Annotated in this window: 16 protein-coding genes and 1 pseudogene; 13 read left to right on the plus strand and 4 right to left on the minus strand. The window is 55.3% G+C overall.

Annotated features, from left to right (window positions below; translation table 11 throughout):
- Positions 1 to 31 precede the first annotated feature (31 nt).
- The 7 genes from purB (at position 32) to VQ830_RS04035 (ending at position 4,978) form a co-directional block, all read left to right on the plus strand.
- Positions 32 to 1,339 (plus strand): adenylosuccinate lyase, encoded by a 1,308-nt coding sequence (gene purB, locus VQ830_RS04005; protein WP_337266784.1) that lies wholly within the window; start codon positions 32 to 34, stop codon positions 1,337 to 1,339.
- Positions 1,340 to 1,503: 164 nt separating this feature from the next.
- Positions 1,504 to 2,058, plus strand: a complete 555-nt coding sequence (locus tag VQ830_RS04010) for an RBBP9/YdeN family alpha/beta hydrolase (RefSeq protein WP_337266785.1) — start codon at positions 1,504 to 1,506, stop codon at positions 2,056 to 2,058.
- Positions 2,059 to 2,198: 140 nt separating this feature from the next.
- Complete coding sequence (locus tag VQ830_RS04015; protein WP_337266786.1) at positions 2,199 to 2,444, plus strand: hypothetical protein; 246 nt, start codon at positions 2,199 to 2,201, stop codon at positions 2,442 to 2,444.
- Between the two features lie 284 nt (positions 2,445 to 2,728).
- Positions 2,729 to 3,493: a phosphoribosylaminoimidazolesuccinocarboxamide synthase gene (gene purC, locus VQ830_RS04020; RefSeq protein ID WP_337266787.1), complete on the plus strand. Its 765-nt coding sequence runs from the start codon at positions 2,729 to 2,731 to the stop codon at positions 3,491 to 3,493.
- A gap of 16 nt (positions 3,494 to 3,509) precedes the next feature.
- Positions 3,510 to 3,752 carry a phosphoribosylformylglycinamidine synthase subunit PurS gene (purS, locus tag VQ830_RS04025; protein ID WP_337266788.1) on the plus strand — a complete coding sequence of 81 codons (243 nt, stop codon included), beginning with the start codon at positions 3,510 to 3,512 and terminating at the stop codon, positions 3,750 to 3,752.
- A 116-nt stretch (positions 3,753 to 3,868) separates the two neighbouring features.
- Positions 3,869 to 4,540: a phosphoribosylformylglycinamidine synthase subunit PurQ gene (gene purQ / locus VQ830_RS04030; RefSeq protein WP_337266789.1), complete on the plus strand. Its 672-nt coding sequence runs from the start codon at positions 3,869 to 3,871 to the stop codon at positions 4,538 to 4,540.
- Positions 4,541 to 4,573: 33 nt separating this feature from the next.
- Positions 4,574 to 4,978: a hypothetical protein gene (locus VQ830_RS04035; protein WP_337266790.1), complete on the plus strand. Its 405-nt coding sequence runs from the start codon at positions 4,574 to 4,576 to the stop codon at positions 4,976 to 4,978.
- A 128-nt stretch (positions 4,979 to 5,106) separates the two neighbouring features.
- On the opposite strand, the pseudogene VQ830_RS04040 reads toward VQ830_RS04035, so the two are convergent.
- A pseudogene (locus VQ830_RS04040) lies at positions 5,107 to 5,232 on the minus strand (DUF1127 domain-containing protein); the annotation flags it as partial.
- Between the two features lie 203 nt (positions 5,233 to 5,435).
- Here VQ830_RS04040 and VQ830_RS04045 point away from each other — a divergent pair.
- From VQ830_RS04045 to VQ830_RS04070, 6 genes are all read left to right on the plus strand, one after another.
- Positions 5,436 to 6,854 carry an aminotransferase-like domain-containing protein gene (locus VQ830_RS04045; RefSeq protein WP_337266791.1) on the plus strand — a complete coding sequence of 473 codons (1,419 nt, stop codon included), beginning with the start codon at positions 5,436 to 5,438 and terminating at the stop codon, positions 6,852 to 6,854.
- Positions 6,855 to 6,997: 143 nt separating this feature from the next.
- Positions 6,998 to 9,229 (plus strand): phosphoribosylformylglycinamidine synthase subunit PurL, encoded by a 2,232-nt coding sequence (gene purL, locus VQ830_RS04050; RefSeq protein WP_337266792.1) that lies wholly within the window; start codon positions 6,998 to 7,000, stop codon positions 9,227 to 9,229.
- Between the two features lie 18 nt (positions 9,230 to 9,247).
- Positions 9,248 to 9,484: a BolA/IbaG family iron-sulfur metabolism protein gene (locus tag VQ830_RS04055; protein ID WP_337266793.1), complete on the plus strand. Its 237-nt coding sequence runs from the start codon at positions 9,248 to 9,250 to the stop codon at positions 9,482 to 9,484.
- Positions 9,485 to 9,658: 174 nt separating this feature from the next.
- Positions 9,659 to 9,991 carry a Grx4 family monothiol glutaredoxin gene (gene grxD / locus VQ830_RS04060; protein ID WP_337266794.1) on the plus strand — a complete coding sequence of 111 codons (333 nt, stop codon included), beginning with the start codon at positions 9,659 to 9,661 and terminating at the stop codon, positions 9,989 to 9,991.
- Positions 9,992 to 10,130: 139 nt separating this feature from the next.
- The gene (locus VQ830_RS04065; protein ID WP_337267124.1) at positions 10,131 to 11,336 is read left to right on the plus strand and encodes a multidrug effflux MFS transporter; all 1,206 of its coding nucleotides are present in this window, start codon (positions 10,131 to 10,133) and stop codon (positions 11,334 to 11,336) included.
- A gap of 24 nt (positions 11,337 to 11,360) precedes the next feature.
- Positions 11,361 to 12,641 (plus strand): multidrug effflux MFS transporter, encoded by a 1,281-nt coding sequence (locus tag VQ830_RS04070; protein ID WP_337266795.1) that lies wholly within the window; start codon positions 11,361 to 11,363, stop codon positions 12,639 to 12,641.
- A 135-nt stretch (positions 12,642 to 12,776) separates the two neighbouring features.
- On the opposite strand, the gene VQ830_RS04075 is transcribed toward VQ830_RS04070, so the two are convergent.
- The 3 genes from VQ830_RS04075 to ttcA are packed head-to-tail and all read right to left on the minus strand — an operon-like array spanning position 12,777 to position 15,401.
- The gene (locus tag VQ830_RS04075; RefSeq protein WP_337266796.1) at positions 12,777 to 13,601 is read right to left on the minus strand and encodes an inositol monophosphatase family protein; all 825 of its coding nucleotides are present in this window, start codon (positions 13,599 to 13,601) and stop codon (positions 12,777 to 12,779) included.
- A 23-nt stretch (positions 13,602 to 13,624) separates the two neighbouring features.
- Positions 13,625 to 14,467: an inositol monophosphatase family protein gene (locus tag VQ830_RS04080; protein ID WP_337266797.1), complete on the minus strand. Its 843-nt coding sequence runs from the start codon at positions 14,465 to 14,467 to the stop codon at positions 13,625 to 13,627.
- A 46-nt stretch (positions 14,468 to 14,513) separates the two neighbouring features.
- Complete coding sequence (ttcA, locus tag VQ830_RS04085; RefSeq protein WP_337266798.1) at positions 14,514 to 15,401, minus strand: tRNA 2-thiocytidine(32) synthetase TtcA; 888 nt, start codon at positions 15,399 to 15,401, stop codon at positions 14,514 to 14,516.
- Between the last annotated feature and the right edge of the window lie 67 nt (positions 15,402 to 15,468).

Consider the following 15,468-nt stretch of genomic DNA (forward strand, 5'->3'; position numbering starts at 1 on the left):
CCGCATAATCTCGTTAAATGAAAGAACGATTATGATCCCGCGCTATTCACGACCCGAAATGGTCACTATCTGGTCGCCCGAGACGAAGTTTCGGATCTGGTTTGAAATCGAAGCTCACGCGTGTGATGCACTCGCTGAACTTGGCGTTATTCCGAAATCGGCAGCGGAGACGATCTGGGCCAAGGGCGGCGAAGCCAATTTCGATGTGCAGCGGATCGACGAGATCGAAGCGGTCACAAAACATGATGTCATTGCATTCCTGACGCATCTTGCGGAAATCGTGGGTCCGGACGCGCGGTTCGTGCATCAGGGCATGACATCGTCGGATGTTCTCGACACCTGCTTCAACGTACAGCTGGTCAAGGCAACTGACCTTCTTCTGGCAGATCTCGATCGTTTGCTTGCGGCACTGAAAACCCGCGCTTTCGAACACAAGGATACGGTCACGATCGGACGGTCGCACGGCATCCATGCCGAACCAACCACATTCGGTGTCAAGCTCGCACTGGCCTATGCCGAATTTGAGCGCTGCCGCCAGCGCCTGATCGCCGCTCGCGAGGAAGTTGCGACCTGCGCCATTTCAGGTGCCGTCGGCACGTTTGCGAACATTGATCCACGTGTCGAAGAACATGTCGCTCACGCCATGGGCCTGAAACCTGAACCGGTATCGACGCAGGTTATTCCGCGCGACAGGCACGCCATGTATTTTGCCACGCTCGGCGTCATAGCTTCCTCTATCGAGCGGCTGGCCACGGAAATCCGCCATTTGCAGAGAACTGAGGTCCTGGAAGCGGAGGAATATTTCTCACCAGGCCAAAAAGGCTCTTCCGCCATGCCGCATAAGCGCAATCCGGTCTTGACCGAGAACCTGACTGGCTTGGCACGTATGGTGCGCTCTTACGCCATGCCGGCAATGGAGAATGTTGCGCTTTGGCATGAACGCGATATCTCGCATTCTTCCGTTGAAAGAATGATCGGCCCGGACGCCACCGTGACGCTTGACTTTGCGCTCTCCCGTCTTGCCGGCGTGATCGAAAAGCTGCTTGTCTATCCAGAGAACATGACGAAGAACCTCGACAAATTCCGGGGTCTCGTCCATTCGCAGCGAGTTCTCCTGGCTCTGACGCAAGCAGGCGTCTCCCGTGAAGATGCCTACCGCCTCGTGCAGCGCAACGCCATGAAGGTCTGGGAGCAAGGGAAGGATTTCCTTCAGGAGCTTTTGGCCGATCCCGAAGTGCGCGCCGCCCTGTCGGAGGACGCCATCCGCGAAAAGTTCGACCTTGGTTATCATACCAAGCATGTGGACACGATTTTCAAAAGAGTGTTCGGCACGGCCTAACGACAAGACATCGCATCGCGCGGGTCGCTACAAGACACCTCGTCTCGGCGGCCTGCCCATTGCGCAGCAACGGCGGTTCACCCTTCTAGCGAGTTGCGACCGCTCAGCCATCGGCAGGCGCTGCCCTTGACATACAGGCCAATCCTCCACACATGCGGGCCGTCATGAAAGTCTCAGAAGCAGAAATCCTTATCGTTCCTGGCTACACGAATTCCGGACCGGACCACTGGCAAACACGCTGGGAGTCGCGGATCAGTACGGCGCGCAGGGTCGAACAAGCGGAGTGGTCCAAGCCCGTCAGAGAAGAATGGGTGGCCCGCGTTGCCGAGGAGGTAAACGCTTCCAGCCGTCCTGTTGTACTGGTCGCCCATTCCTTGGGTATTCCATCAGTCGTGCACGCCGTACCGCAATTTCAAAAGAAGGTCGCCGGCGCTTTCTTCGTCGCACCGCCCGATGTCGCAAATCCACAGATCCGGCCTAAACACTTGATGACATTCGGGCCTTATCCGCGCGATCCCCTCCCTTTCCCCTCGATTGTCATCGCCAGCCGCAACGACCCCTTCGGAACTTACGAGCATGCCGATGATATTGCTGCAGCATGGGGCTCGATGATCGTCGATGCTGGCGAGGCTGGTCATCTCAACGCAGACTCAGGCCATGGCCCATGGCCGGAAGGCGGAATGGTATTTGCGCAGTTTATGAGCCGCCTCAAGCCCTGACGACGTTGACGCTCGCCAGTAACACAATCCTGACACGAAGATGAACAGGGCGGCCATGCTCCGTTCAGCACTCCTTGTCTACTGTGGAACCAAACGTCAGGAACGGCGTTTCTTGTCCGCTTAACCCAAGGAGAAGACTGATGAAAAAGATAATCGTTGCTGCTCTGCTTGCTCTTGGTTCTCTGGCCGCGACCGCCGCGCCATCTATGGCAGACACGGTCATTATCAGGGATGGTTACGGTCCGCGCCATGACTACCGTCCGTGGCATCATCCACGTGGCTGGGAACGTGCTCGGGAAGCACGCCGCCACAGCTGCCGCACGAAGACGGTGCGCGTTTATCGCGACGGTCGCTATATCACCAAAACGACGCGCGTCTGCCGTTAACATAATCCTTATCTGATGTTCTTTCGAGGACGGGTCTGCGATGCGGCCCGTCTTCGTCTGTTTCAGGGCGGCAACTGCTTAAAACCTCGCTATATTGACGACACAAAAGACTGTATCCTCTGCTGTGAGATGTTCGTGCGATTCCCGGCACGAGCGCAAAGTGGGCCATACCCAGGGAATAACGAGAGGTGGATTGTGAAAGCCGCTCTTTTCCTTTATGGGGACGCCAAGAGCCCAAACAATATGCGCCACCTCAAGAGCGCCAAAGACAGAGAACAATACCAATGAACCGTCGCCGCCGTATTTACGAAGGCAAGGCAAAGATTCTGTATGAGGGCCCGGAGCCGGGCACGCTGATTCAGTTTTTTAAAGATGACGCCACCGCCTTCAACAAGAAGAAACACGAAGTCATTGATGGCAAGGGCGTTCTAAACAATCGTATTTCGGAATACATCTTCAGTCATTTGAACAAGATTGGTATTCCGACCCACTTCATCCGCCGTCTCAACATGCGCGAGCAGTTGATCAAAGAAGTGGAGATGATTCCGCTTGAGGTGGTTGTCCGCAACGTAGCCGCTGGCTCGTTGTCCGAACGGCTGGGAATTGAAGAAGGTGTGGTTCTGCCGCGCTCCATCATTGAGTTCTATTACAAGTCGGATGCTCTGGATGACCCAATGGTTTCCGAAGAGCACATTACGGCTTTCGGTTGGGCAAACCCGGCCGAACTTGATGACATCATGGCCTTGGCAATCAGGGTCAACGACTTCATGACCGGCCTTTTCCTGGGCGTCGGTATCCAGTTGGTGGACTTCAAGATCGAGTGCGGTCGCCTTTTTGAAGGCGATATGATGCGCATCATCCTGGCGGATGAGATCTCGCCGGACTCCTGCCGCCTCTGGGACATCGAAACGCACGAAAAAATGGACAAGGATCGGTTTCGCCGTGACATGGGAGGCTTGTTGGAGGCCTATTCCGAAGTTGCGCGCCGATTGGGTATCATCAATGAAAACGAGCCCGTGCGCGGCACAGGGCCTGTTTTGGTCAAGTAACGGGGCTTTAAACACAGTGATCAAGGCACGCGTCACCGTCACGCTGAAAAATGGCGTTCTCGATCCTCAAGGTAAAGCAATTGAAGGAGCGCTCGGCTCCCTCGGTTTCGAGGGTGTCGGACACGTTCGTCAAGGCAAGGTTTTTGATGTCGAACTTCACACCACCGATCGCGCCAAGGCTGAAGCCGACCTGAAGGCGATGTGCGAGAAGCTTCTGGCGAACACGGTTATCGAAAACTATTCGGTTTCTCTGGATTAATGGCAGTATCGGGATTGGCTTATAAACAAGCCAATCTCATTTTTCGAAACGATCATGCGCATGGGCCTTCTGCTCAACTGCAGAAACGCATTTGCGCCAGAAGGTTGAAGCGAACTATGAAATCTGCAGTCGTCCAGCTACCCGGCCTGAACCGTGACAGAGACATGATCACGGCGCTGACGAAAATTTCCGGACAATCCCCAGTCACCGTCTGGCAGACGGAGACTGAGATCCCTGATGTCGATTTGATCGTCATTCCCGGCGGCTTTTCTTACGGCGACTATCTGCGGTGTGGCGCGATTGCTGCCCGCATGCCGGTGATGCGCGCCATCATTGAGAAGGCTGCAAAAGGCGTCAAGGTGCTTGGCGTCTGCAATGGCTTCCAGATCCTGCTCGAAGCCGGCCTTCTTCCGGGCGCACTGATGCGCAACGCATCTCTCAAGTTCGTTTGCCGCGAGATCAAGCTCGAGGTGGTCAACGCCGAAACCGATTTTACACGGGCGTACTCACAAGGCCAGGTCATACGCTGCCCGGTGGCACATCACGACGGCAATTACTTTGCCGATGCTGAAACACTGGCAAAGATCGAAGGCAACGGCCAGGTCCTCTTCCGCTATGCGGAAGGCACAAATCCCAACGGCTCTATCAACGACATTGCCGCAGTATTGAACGACAAGGGCAATATTCTTGGAATGATGCCGCACCCGGAAAATTTGATCGAAGCCGCACACGGGGGCTCCGACGGGCGCGCCTTGTTTGCTTCAGCTCTCGACGTCATCGCTGCCTAACAGACATCTCATTTCATTTTGGAGCGACGCGTCATGCGCCTTGGTTCTTTAGCTTCTATGCGCAGTGTTCTCCTACTCGCACTTCTTGGTGCGGCATTGGCGGCATGCCAGTCGAAGCCCACGGCGCCTACTCCCGATCGCAATGCGCTTTCCATAATGGAGCGTGTTGCCGTCAGCGCGAACTCGTGCTGGTTCAAGTCGGGCGACGCAACGTTTGCCTCCTATCGGCTTGCACCCGAACTAAATTCGTTCACGGGACGGCCGCGGATCCTCGTGGTCCACAAGGGTAGTCCCGAGAGCCGCCCACTTCTTGTTGTTCAAGCGGAAGGCAGCCCCGCGAAACTGGATGCATTCGGCCCCATGATGACCGGTCCCGCATCCTCACGTATTTCCAGCGATGTCGTTCGCTGGGCAAACGGCAACAAGAGCTGCAACTGACGTCTTCCTGACCGCCAAGCACTGGCTTCTCGGCAAACGGAAGTCTTTGGTCGACTGGCCAGATGCATCCGAACGCAGTTTTTTTCCATTGTCATCTTAGGGTCAGCGGCATCATGCTAGCCCTCCGTTCAGTCAATGAAAAATGACTTTTGAACTTCGCGTGCGGCGTCCGAAACTGAGATTCCTAAGTCCTTCAGCTGCGATGTCGATAGTTGCCGTAGAGCGCGACGCTGCTCGCGTTTTTGCTGCCACAAACAATAGCTCTTCCGCATAGCTTCGCAGAAGACAATCGCCTTCTGAAAGAAGGCCGATTTCCTAATCTGCAAAAATGATACAATAGAGACATTTTGTGAACTTCGATCCAAATTGCCAATTGTCATTTCTATCACCCCGTAGATTGTACCTGTAAGAGCAATAATCTTGACCGAACGGCAGTGACAATATAATCATTGCAACCATGACAAGTTGGCTTCCTGATATTTCAAACGGTTCCGGCCCCCTATATCTGCGCATTGCAGACTGCATCGAGGCTGCCATTGCTAGCGGCGCACTGCCTGCGGGCACAAAGCTTCCGCCGCAGCGGAACTTGGCCTATGACATCGGGGTAACGATTGGCACGATTGGACGCGCTTATGCGCTTGTTCACGAAAGGGGTCTTGTTGAGGGCGAAGTCGGTCGCGGCACATACGTAATCGATCGCAGCGAGAGACGGCCGGACAATCAGAACGATCCCGTTACAGCAGCACTGAGCGGCACGCGTCTGAGCGAGCCGCCTCAGAACAAGATTCGTTTCGACACAACTTCGGCACCTGACATTGGACAGGGTCAATCCATCAGCCAGATCCTGGCAGATATTGGACTCGAGCTTCCGGCGGAAATTTCCTCATACTCGCGCGTTTTTCCCGTTTCATGGTCGCAAGCCGGTGCGCGATGGCTGGCACGAGCGGGATGGTCCCCTGCTCCCGAGAACGTCGTGCCAACACTTGGCGCCCACGCGGCTGCCATTGCCATCATCACGGCAGTCTCCTCTCCCGGTGATAAGATTGTTTTCGAAGATCTAACTTATACGCAGGTCAGCCGAAGCGCCCGTCTTCTTGGTCGGCGGACGATCACGGTACAATCGGATGAGAACGGTGTGTTGCCCGATGATTTCGAGAAGCTTTGTCAGCAGCAACACCCAAAGCTTGCCTTCCTTATGCCGACAGCTCACAACCCGACCTTGGCAATCATGCCTGAAGAGCGAAGGCGAGCGATCGCGGATATCGCTCGCCGGCATGGCGTATGGCTGATCGAGGACGACGTCTACGGCGGAATGACGACGGATGAAAATCCTCTTCTAACAGCGCTCGCGCCCGACAGGACCTTTCTTGTCGGCGGTCTGTCCAAATCCGTCGCCGCCGGTGTGCGTGGTGGTTGGGTGGCGTGCCCCGCTCATTTTGCAAAGCGGATCAAGACAACGCATAAAATGGTCACAGGTGGATTGCCCTTCATCTTGGCAGAAGTTTGCGCGCGGCTTGTCTTGACCGGCAAGGCCGCTGAGATCCGTAATAAGGTCGCAACCGAACTTGCCCGCCGTGAGGCCTTTGTCAGGTCTCAGCTTGAAGGCTTCGAGTTCCGCTCCAACCCGCGCGTTCCCTTTCTCTGGTTGAAGGTTCCAGACCCCTGGCTTTCCGGAACGTTCAAGAAAGCGGCATTCGATGATGATGTGCTGATCGATGACGAAGATGAATATAAGGCTTCACGGAGCGAAAACGTCTATCATCGCGTAAGAATAAGTTTTTCGTCGCAACGCGACACCTTGGGCCTCGCGCCAGGGATCTCCGTGATCAGGCGCCTTCTTGAGAACGGCTCGTCCGGCTACGATGCGGAAATCTGAGGTTATTTCTGTTCGGTGCGACGTTTCAGAAAATGAGTACCGGAGACAAAAGGCACCATTGAAAGCGGTAATCCCTTTTCACATGCTGATGGGTGGGTTAAAGACAGCCAAAAGCGCGCCAGGCACGGGATTTCTATACGCTCATGACCATTTCAAACAGCATTCAGATCACGCCGGAACTTATTGCTTCACACGGGCTGAAGCCGGATGAGTACCAGCGAATCCTCGATCTGATCGGACGCGAGCCAAGCTTTACGGAACTCGGCATCTTCTCGGCCATGTGGAACGAACACTGCTCCTATAAATCCTCAAAAAAGTGGCTGAGGACATTGCCGACGAAGGGTGCCCGCGTCATCCAGGGGCCAGGTGAAAATGCTGGGGTTGTCGACATCGACGACGGCGACTGCGTCGTCTTCAAGATGGAAAGCCATAACCATCCGTCCTACATCGAACCCTATCAGGGTGCTGCGACGGGTGTGGGTGGCATTTTGCGTGATGTCTTCACAATGGGCGCTCGGCCAATCGCTGCCATGAACGCCCTTCGCTTCGGTGAGCCGGATCACCCCAAAACGCGCCATCTCGTCTCGGGTGTCGTCGCCGGCGTCGGCGGCTACGGCAATTCTTTCGGCGTTCCGACAGTGGGCGGTGAAGTAGAATTCGACGCCCGCTACAACGGCAACATTCTCGTCAACGCGTTTGCGGCGGGTCTCGCAAAGAGTGACGCTATTTTCTATTCGAAAGCGGAAGGCATCGGGCTTCCTGTCGTTTATCTCGGCGCAAAGACGGGCCGTGATGGCGTTGGGGGCGCCACGATGGCTTCGGCTGAGTTTGACGAATCGATTGAGGAAAAGCGTCCTACGGTTCAGGTAGGCGATCCCTTTACCGAAAAATGTCTTCTGGAAGCTTGCCTCGAATTGATGAAGACCGGTGCAGTCATCGCGATCCAGGATATGGGTGCAGCAGGACTGACATGCTCAGCTGTGGAAATGGGTGCAAAAGGCGACCTCGGGATTCTTCTTGATCTCGATAAGGTGCCGGTCCGCGAAGAGCGAATGACGGCTTATGAGATGATGCTGTCCGAAAGCCAGGAGCGCATGTTGATGGTGTTGCGCCCGGAAAAAGAAGACGAGGCCAAGGCAATCTTCGTGAAGTGGGGACTGGATTTTGCCATTGTCGGCAGGACCACAGATGATCTGCGCTTCCGGGTACTTCACCAAAGTGAAGAAGTGGCAAACCTGCCCATCAAGGATCTTGGCGATCAGGCACCTGAATATGACCGGCCGTGGCGCGAACCTGCGAAGCGTGCGCCGCTACCGGACAATCTGGTTGCAGCCCCGCAGGATTACAACAAAGCGATCTTGAGCCTTGTGGGCTCGGCCAATCAATCGAGCCGCCGCTGGGTCTATGAGCAATATGATACCTTGATCCAGGGCAACTCGCTCCAGCTTCCGGGCGGCGATGCCGGCGTGGTGCGCGTCGAAGACCATCCGCGCAAGGCACTTGCTTTCTCATCGGATGTTACCCCGCGCTATGTCGAGGCCGATCCTTTCGAAGGCGGCAAGCAAGCTGTCGCCGAGTGCTGGCGCAATATCACCGCAACAGGCGCTGAGCCACTCGCCGCCACCGACAACCTGAACTTCGGCAATCCGGAAAAGCCCGAGATCATGGGGCAGTTCGTCGAGGCCGTGAAGGGTATTGGAGCTGCCTGCAAGGCGCTGGATTTCCCGATCGTTTCCGGCAACGTTTCGCTCTACAACGAGACGAACGGCATCGCCATTCTGCCAACGCCAACAATCGCCGGGGTCGGTCTGTTGCCGGATTGGAAGTTCATGGCAAAGATTGGCGGCGCGAGTGAAGGCGACCATGTCATCCTCGTAGGTGGCGATGGTTCTCATCTTGGCTGCTCGATTTATCTTCGTGACATCTTGGGCAGCAGCGATGGCCCTCCGCCGCATGTCGATCTGTTCGCCGAGCGGCGCAATGGCGACTTCGTGCGATCTGCCATACGCAATGGTCAGGTGACGGCCTGCCACGACATTTCCTCCGGCGGACTTGCACTGGCGCTCGCCGAAATGGCGATGTCTTCAGGCAAAGGCATGTCGATCAGCCTTAAGGACTGCAAGGGCGCGCCTCATGCTTTGCTGTTCGGCGAGGATCAGGCCCGTTACGTCATTGCCGTACCGGCCGATGTTGCCAACTTCCTGTGCGCCAACGCAGAAGGCGCGGGCGTTCCCTTCCGTGAGTTGGGCAGGGTTGCTGGCCAGTCCGTGGTGATCGACGACATCGTATCGCTCGGCATTCAGCAATTGCGCGAGGCCCATGAATCATGGTTCCCTCAATTCATGGAAGGCGGCCAGCTGGTCGCCGCGCAATAAGAATAGGGAGTTTCGCTGATGCCAATGAAGCCCGGCGATATCGAAGACATGATTAAGGCGGCCATTCCCGGTGCAAAGGTGACCATTCGCGATCTTGCTGGCGATGGAGATCATTACGCAGCTGAGGTCGTCGCCGAAGCGTTCCGGGGCAAGACCAGGGTTCAGCAGCATCAGATGGTTTACGATGCGTTGAAGGGCAATATGGGCGGCGTTCTTCACGCCCTCGCCTTGCAAACCTCGGCACCTGCTGATTAATCTCAGTTTCTGAACGGCCGCGACGAAGAAGCATACTTGTTCTATGACGAACCAATGAGCGTCTCGCTGCGGTAATTTTGTCAAACATATGTGGACTTACTTTAGTAGCATGCTATTTAAGCCCAACGATTGAAACTGCAGGCCTTTACCCTGCATGTGGAAAGGATCAAATCCATGAGCGGCATTCACGATTTCATCGACAACGAGGTTAAGAGCAACGACGTCGTCCTTTTCATGAAGGGCACCCCGCAGTTTCCGCAATGCGGATTCTCGGGCCAGGTGGTTCAGATCCTCGATCATCTCGGCGTTGACTATAAAGGTGTCAACGTTCTTGCCGATGCTGATTTGCGCCAAGGTATCAAAGACTACTCAAACTGGCCGACTATTCCCCAGCTCTATGTAAAGGGTGAATTCATCGGCGGTTGTGACATCGTACGTGAGATGTTCCAGGCAGGTGAACTGCAGCAGCATCTACAGTCGAACGGCGTGACTGTACGCGCCGCTTAGGGGTCACCGGGCTTCTGCCCGGTTTCTACCGTCTGAAATTGAATGAGGCCAGGGCGCTGTGACGAACAGCGCCTTGCCTGTTTGTGGGAATTTCCTTGTGACAGATTCGTTAAGGGCTGTACCGTCCACACGCACGCCCATGGGCAAGCGCGAGTTCGTGGCGCTCGCCGCATTCTTGATGGCCATCAATTCACTCGCCATCGATATCATGCTTCCTGCCCTGCAGCAGATAGGTCAGGCTCTGGGGGTAGAGAGCGAAAATCACCGACAGTTCGTGGTGTCGTCGTATCTTTTTGGATTTGGACTGGCGCAGCTTTTTTACGGGCCGATTTCTGACAGGTTTGGCAGACGTATTCCCCTCCTGGTTGGCATGTTGATCTACATCTGCTCAGCGCTTGGAAGCACGGTCATCCCGACCTTTGAAGGCTTGCTGATCCTCCGGTTCATTCAGGGTATCGGCGCAGCGGGCACGCGTGTGGTCACGGTTTCGATCGTTCGAGACATTTATGGCGGCCGGCAGATGGCTGAGGTGATGTCTCTCATCATGATGGTATTCATGATCGTACCCGTGATAGCCCCAGGCAGCGGCCAGGTGATCATGCTGTTCGGCAGCTGGCATTTGATCTTTGCGTTCATAGCGGTCATGGCGACCATAATCATGATCTGGGCCTATCTGCGGCTGCCCGAGACGTTGCGGCCTGAAAACGCCCGTCCCTTTACGCCGAGCTCGGTCTTAAGTGCCTTCAAACTCGTCCTGACAAACCGGATCGCGCTTTGCTACACGCTGGCCAGCACCTTCCTTTTTGGTGCGATGTTTGGCTTCATCAATTCGGCGCAGCAAATTTACGTCGGTATCTACCATCTGGGTAATTACTTTCCGCTGGCGTTCGCGGGTGTCGCGATTTTTATGTCCATGTCCTCATTCCTGAACTCGCGTTTGGTCGGACGGTTTGGCATGCGGCGTCTTTCGCATTCAGCTCTGTTGGGATTTATCACCGTCACAACGATTTGGTTGATCGCATTGATGGCGGGACCAAAGCCGTTACCCTTTCCTTTCTTCATCTTCTTCTTCGGATTGACGATGTTCCACTTCGGGTATCTGGGCTCGAATTTCAATTCGCTGGCTATGGAACCGCTCGGACACGTCGCGGGAACGGCATCTTCGGTGCTCGGCTTCATGAGTACGGTGGGCGGCGCCGCAATCGGGGCCATGATCGGTCAGTTCTTCAACGGCACCGCGGTGCCGCTCGTCTCCGGGTTCTTCTCAGTTTCCATCATTGGCCTGATCTTCGTGTTGATCGCGGAGAAGGGTCGTCTTTTTCAGCCGCACAACAAGCCGGTATGAGAAAGCCGTAAAGGCAGGTTCTTCATGACACTTCAACATAAGCCTCATGTCGAAAATCAGGGGGCGCGCCTCATCGGCATGGGCTTCGGTGAGTTCGTCATCACAATTGCAATCATGACGGCAAGCGTCGCCATGGCAATCGACAGCATGGTGCCTGCCCTACCCGCGATTGGTCACGCCCTGGGTGTCCAAAATCCCAATGACGGTCAGTGGGTTATCGGCGTGTTCTTCCTTGGATTTGGCGTTTCGCAGATCGTGTTCGGCAGTTTGGCCGATGCCTTCGGTCGTCGCCGTGTGCTGCTTGCGGGTATGGCGGTCTACGCACTTGCAATGTTCGCTGCCGCGGCCACGACGAGCTTTTCCATGCTCCTGATCATGCGCTTCGTTCAGGGTATAGGCGGAGCAGCTGTTAGAATCACGACTATGGCCTTGGTTCGAGACTGTTTCGGCGGCCGCGAAATGGCGCGCGTGATGTCTTATGTCATGATCGTATTCATGATCGTGCCGATCATTGCACCATCGGTCGGCCAGTTCGTGATCAGCTATGCGAACTGGCATTGGATCTTCCTCATCCTCGGCATCGTCGGAGCCATTCTTTTTCTCTGGGCGCTCGCGCGGCTTAAAGAATCGCTGACAAAGGAAGAACGGTTGCCCTTGTCGTTCGGCTCTGTGCGCGATGGCTTCAAAACAGTCCTGACCAACAGAACAACCTGCGGCTACATGATCGGCCTGACAATGTTCATTGGGGTGATCAGCGCCTATGTTGTGTCCGTCCAACAAGTCTTCGGCGAACTCTATCAACTGGGCGAAAAATTGCCGCTGGCCTTCGCAGCCACGGCAGGCGGCATCGCGGTTGCCAATTTTGCCAATGGCTTTTTTGTTCGCAGCTTCGGCATGCGCCGTATCTCACACGCTGCAATGATCTTGTTTACAATCATGGCGGCTGTTGGCTTGATTATCTCGCTCGGACGCCAACCAAATTTCGCGTTTGCGTTCGTTCTATTCAGCTTGATGCTGATGATGTTTGCCATGATCACCACAAACTTCACGGCGATCAGCCTGGAGCCGATGGGTAATCTCGCTGGAACTGCGACAGCAATTACCGGATTCGTTTCCACCACAGGCGGGGCTGTTATTGGCGGAGCGATCGGGCAGATGTTCAATGGGACTACTCAGCCATTGTTTGGCGGATTTCTGGTCTGCGGCCTGGTGACGATCATCTTTGTCTTATGGGCTGAACGGGGCCGGCTCTTTACACATCCTGCAGATGATCCGCAGCTCGACCCTGGCAGCGCTCACATCTGAAGCGCTGTTCGACGATCGAAGAGTTTCCGTCTAAATGGAACCCGAATACGGCGGCGCATTCAGTGAGGAGCACCGCCGAACTTCCTTCATCGTCCGAAATAGCTATTAATCGCTACCGCGCTTGCTGCACGAGTGTCAGAAAGTAAAGACGTCGCGGCGTAGGATCTGCCAGGACGTCGGGTCTGTTGCCAGCAGCAATCCCCCATCCACATGATGGGGCCGGTAGGATGATTGATCGAAGCGCGCCGCATAGGCGCCCGCCTCGATCGAGATCAGCGTTCCGGCGAGATGATCCCAGGGCATAAGCTTGGCATACATCAGATAATGAACATGACCGGACGCAAAAGCGCGGTATTCATGCGCTGCGCAGCGGTAATTCGTCAGGAATCGGACTTTGGCAAGGTTGCTCAGGATTTCAGCTCGCTTGGCCTGCGCCACAAAGCCTGTCGATGCCATCCCCACCATTTGATCGAGGGGGACGGGCTTTGCGACGGACAACCTGTTTGAAGATCCGCCAGGCCTTCTAAGCCATGCGCCGCTGCCTTTTTCTGCCATCACCCAATCGTCGCCCATTGGGTCGTAGATTATGCCAGCGATCGTCTCGCCATTGCGAACGACAGATGCCATCACGCCGAAAGCGGGGATACCAGAAGCGAAATTGAAGGTGCCGTCGACGGGGTCGACGATGATCGCAAACTCTGCCTCGCGGAGACGCTCCAGCAATCCGGGCTCGGCAGCGACCGATTCTTCGCCCACGAAAAGTGCATCCGGCCAGTGAGCCGAAACCTCAGCCTTGATCAAACGCTCCGCCTGCTCATCTGCCTCGGTGACAAGATCTGTGGCCTCGCTTTTAGAGCGGACGTCCCCAGCTCCCAAGTGCCTGAACCGCGGCAGGATCTCCTGAGCGGCCGCACGGCGCAAAATATCCGCCAGCCTGTCGATATCGAAAGAAGCGCTCACGGCAATCTCCCTGTTGAACTAGCCTAGCAGGCACTCATACGGCCGATGATAGCATCGCGCACCAGCGACCAGGTTGTTTCACTGCTGGCAACCAGCAAGCCACCTGCAGTTTCCCACGCACTATAGGGTGTGCCATCGTATTTTGCCGCATGACCACCAGCTTCTTGGGTAATCAGGACGCCGGCAAGATGATCCCACGGCATCATCTTGATATGGCTGGTGAAGTCGAGCCGGCCAGAGGACGTCAGCCAATATTCATAAGCCGAGCAATTGAAAGAAAAGCTCATGCGCAACTTCGACATGTTTGCACAGATGCGCGACCGATCTGGTTCGTCCATATAGGCCCAGGCCATACAGCCGATCATTTGATCAAGCGATTTCGACTTGGCGGTTGTCACCTTACGCTCGGCACCGTCCTGCCTCGACAGAAATGCCCCTGCCCCTTTGATTGCAGTGACGCTATCGCCTTGAAGCGGATCGTACAGGATGCCGCCAACAGTTTCGCCTTTTTCAACGATCGCCAAGATCATGCCAAACACTGGAAAGCCGCCAGCGAAGTTCAGAGTGCCGTCCACAGGATCGATGACGAAGGCAAGGTCGGCATCCTTTAGCGCTGCGATAACCGAGCGATCGGCATCGTAAGCCTCTTCTCCGACGATCAGCGCAGCAGGAAAGCGCTCCTGAAGGAAAGCGGTAATGCGTTTTTCTGAGAGAAGATCGGCCTGCGTGACCAAATCGATTGCTGACGTTTTCTCTGCAATGTCGTCGGCTTCCAGGTTCCGAAATCGAGGAACGATTTCAGCCTGAGCCGCCTCCGCCAGGCAGTCCTTCAACATGATGATATCTTTGTCAGTAATGCGGGCCATGAAAAATCCGTATTGGTGGGCGGGCGCCCAAAGTGATGTTGGACGATCAGTCGTCCAATACCGGAGAGGAAGAAGGTGTCGCGCCGAGGGCGGCGAAATCAAACAGTTTAGGATCGAGCAAATGAGAGGAATTGACATGCGAAAGCGCGCGCAGCATCACGTCTTTGCGACCGGGCATTCGCTGCTCCATATCGGAAAGCATTGCCTTCATGGCATTACGCTGAAGACCATCCTGAGATCCGCATAGATCGCATGGAATGATCGGAAACTGCATGGCTGCGGCAAACTTTGCCATGTCATCTTCTGCGCAATAAGCCAAGGGCCTCAAGACCATCAGGTCGCCTTCGTCATTCAGAAGCTTTGCTGGCATCGCGGCAAGCCGTCCGCCATGAAACAAGTTCATGAAGAAGGTCTCGAGAATGTCTTCGCGATGATGGCCAAGTACCAAAGCATCGCATCCCTCTTCACGGGCTATTCGATAAAGATTGCCGCGCCGAAGCCGCGAGCACAGAGAGCAATAGGTCGCGCCTTCAGGAACTTTTTCTTTTACGATCGAATATGTATCCCGGTATTCGATGCGGTGTTCGACGCCGATTCGCTGCAGATAATCAGGTAGAACATGCTTTGGAAAGTTCGGCTGCCCCTGATCGAGATTGCAGGCAATAAGCTCAACTGGCAGCAGTCCACGCCATTTCAGATCAAGAAGCAAGGCAAGCAAGCCGTAAGAATCTTTACCGCCGGAAAGGCCGACCAGCCAGCGCTTTTGGCCCCGTAACATCGCAAAGTCTTCCAGGGCTTGGCGAACCTGCCGCAGCAGCCGTTTGCGCAGCTTGTTAAACGAAACCGACCGCGGTGCATCGGCAAATAGGGCAAGGCCAATCTGGCCTTCTTCCTCATGGTCGATAACATCCTTTAGGGATGCGGCAACATTCATGTTTTCATTCCATCAATTCAGAGAGCCCAAGATCTCTGGTTGCGCGGCTAACGGCGCCGATAGAAGC

The sequence above is a fragment of the Oryzifoliimicrobium ureilyticum genome (genome assembly GCF_037199735.1).
In the GTDB taxonomy this organism is placed as follows: Bacteria; Pseudomonadota; Alphaproteobacteria; order Rhizobiales; family Rhizobiaceae; genus Rhizobium; species Rhizobium ureilyticus.

Bases quoted from the DNA above. Each gene is read 5' to 3' on its own strand.
- purL (WP_337266792.1), top strand. From the start codon at position 6,998: ATGACCATTTCAAACAGCATTCAGATCACGCCGGAACTTATTGCTTCA.
- purB (WP_337266784.1), top strand. From the start codon at position 32: ATGATCCCGCGCTATTCACGACCCGAAATGGTCACTATCTGGTCGCCC.
- VQ830_RS04010 (WP_337266785.1), top strand. From the start codon at position 1,504: ATGAAAGTCTCAGAAGCAGAAATCCTTATCGTTCCTGGCTACACGAAT.
- purC (WP_337266787.1), top strand. From the start codon at position 2,729: ATGAACCGTCGCCGCCGTATTTACGAAGGCAAGGCAAAGATTCTGTAT.
- VQ830_RS04035 (WP_337266790.1), top strand. From the start codon at position 4,574: ATGCGCCTTGGTTCTTTAGCTTCTATGCGCAGTGTTCTCCTACTCGCA.
- VQ830_RS04015 (WP_337266786.1), top strand. From the start codon at position 2,199: ATGAAAAAGATAATCGTTGCTGCTCTGCTTGCTCTTGGTTCTCTGGCC.
- grxD (WP_337266794.1), top strand. From the start codon at position 9,659: ATGAGCGGCATTCACGATTTCATCGACAACGAGGTTAAGAGCAACGAC.
- ttcA (WP_337266798.1), bottom strand. From the start codon at position 15,401: ATGAATGTTGCCGCATCCCTAAAGGATGTTATCGACCATGAGGAAGAA.
- VQ830_RS04065 (WP_337267124.1), top strand. From the start codon at position 10,131: ATGGGCAAGCGCGAGTTCGTGGCGCTCGCCGCATTCTTGATGGCCATC.
- VQ830_RS04045 (WP_337266791.1), top strand. From the start codon at position 5,436: ATGACAAGTTGGCTTCCTGATATTTCAAACGGTTCCGGCCCCCTATAT.
- purQ (WP_337266789.1), top strand. From the start codon at position 3,869: ATGAAATCTGCAGTCGTCCAGCTACCCGGCCTGAACCGTGACAGAGAC.
- VQ830_RS04070 (WP_337266795.1), top strand. From the start codon at position 11,361: ATGACACTTCAACATAAGCCTCATGTCGAAAATCAGGGGGCGCGCCTC.
- VQ830_RS04055 (WP_337266793.1), top strand. From the start codon at position 9,248: ATGCCAATGAAGCCCGGCGATATCGAAGACATGATTAAGGCGGCCATT.
- VQ830_RS04080 (WP_337266797.1), bottom strand. From the start codon at position 14,467: ATGGCCCGCATTACTGACAAAGATATCATCATGTTGAAGGACTGCCTG.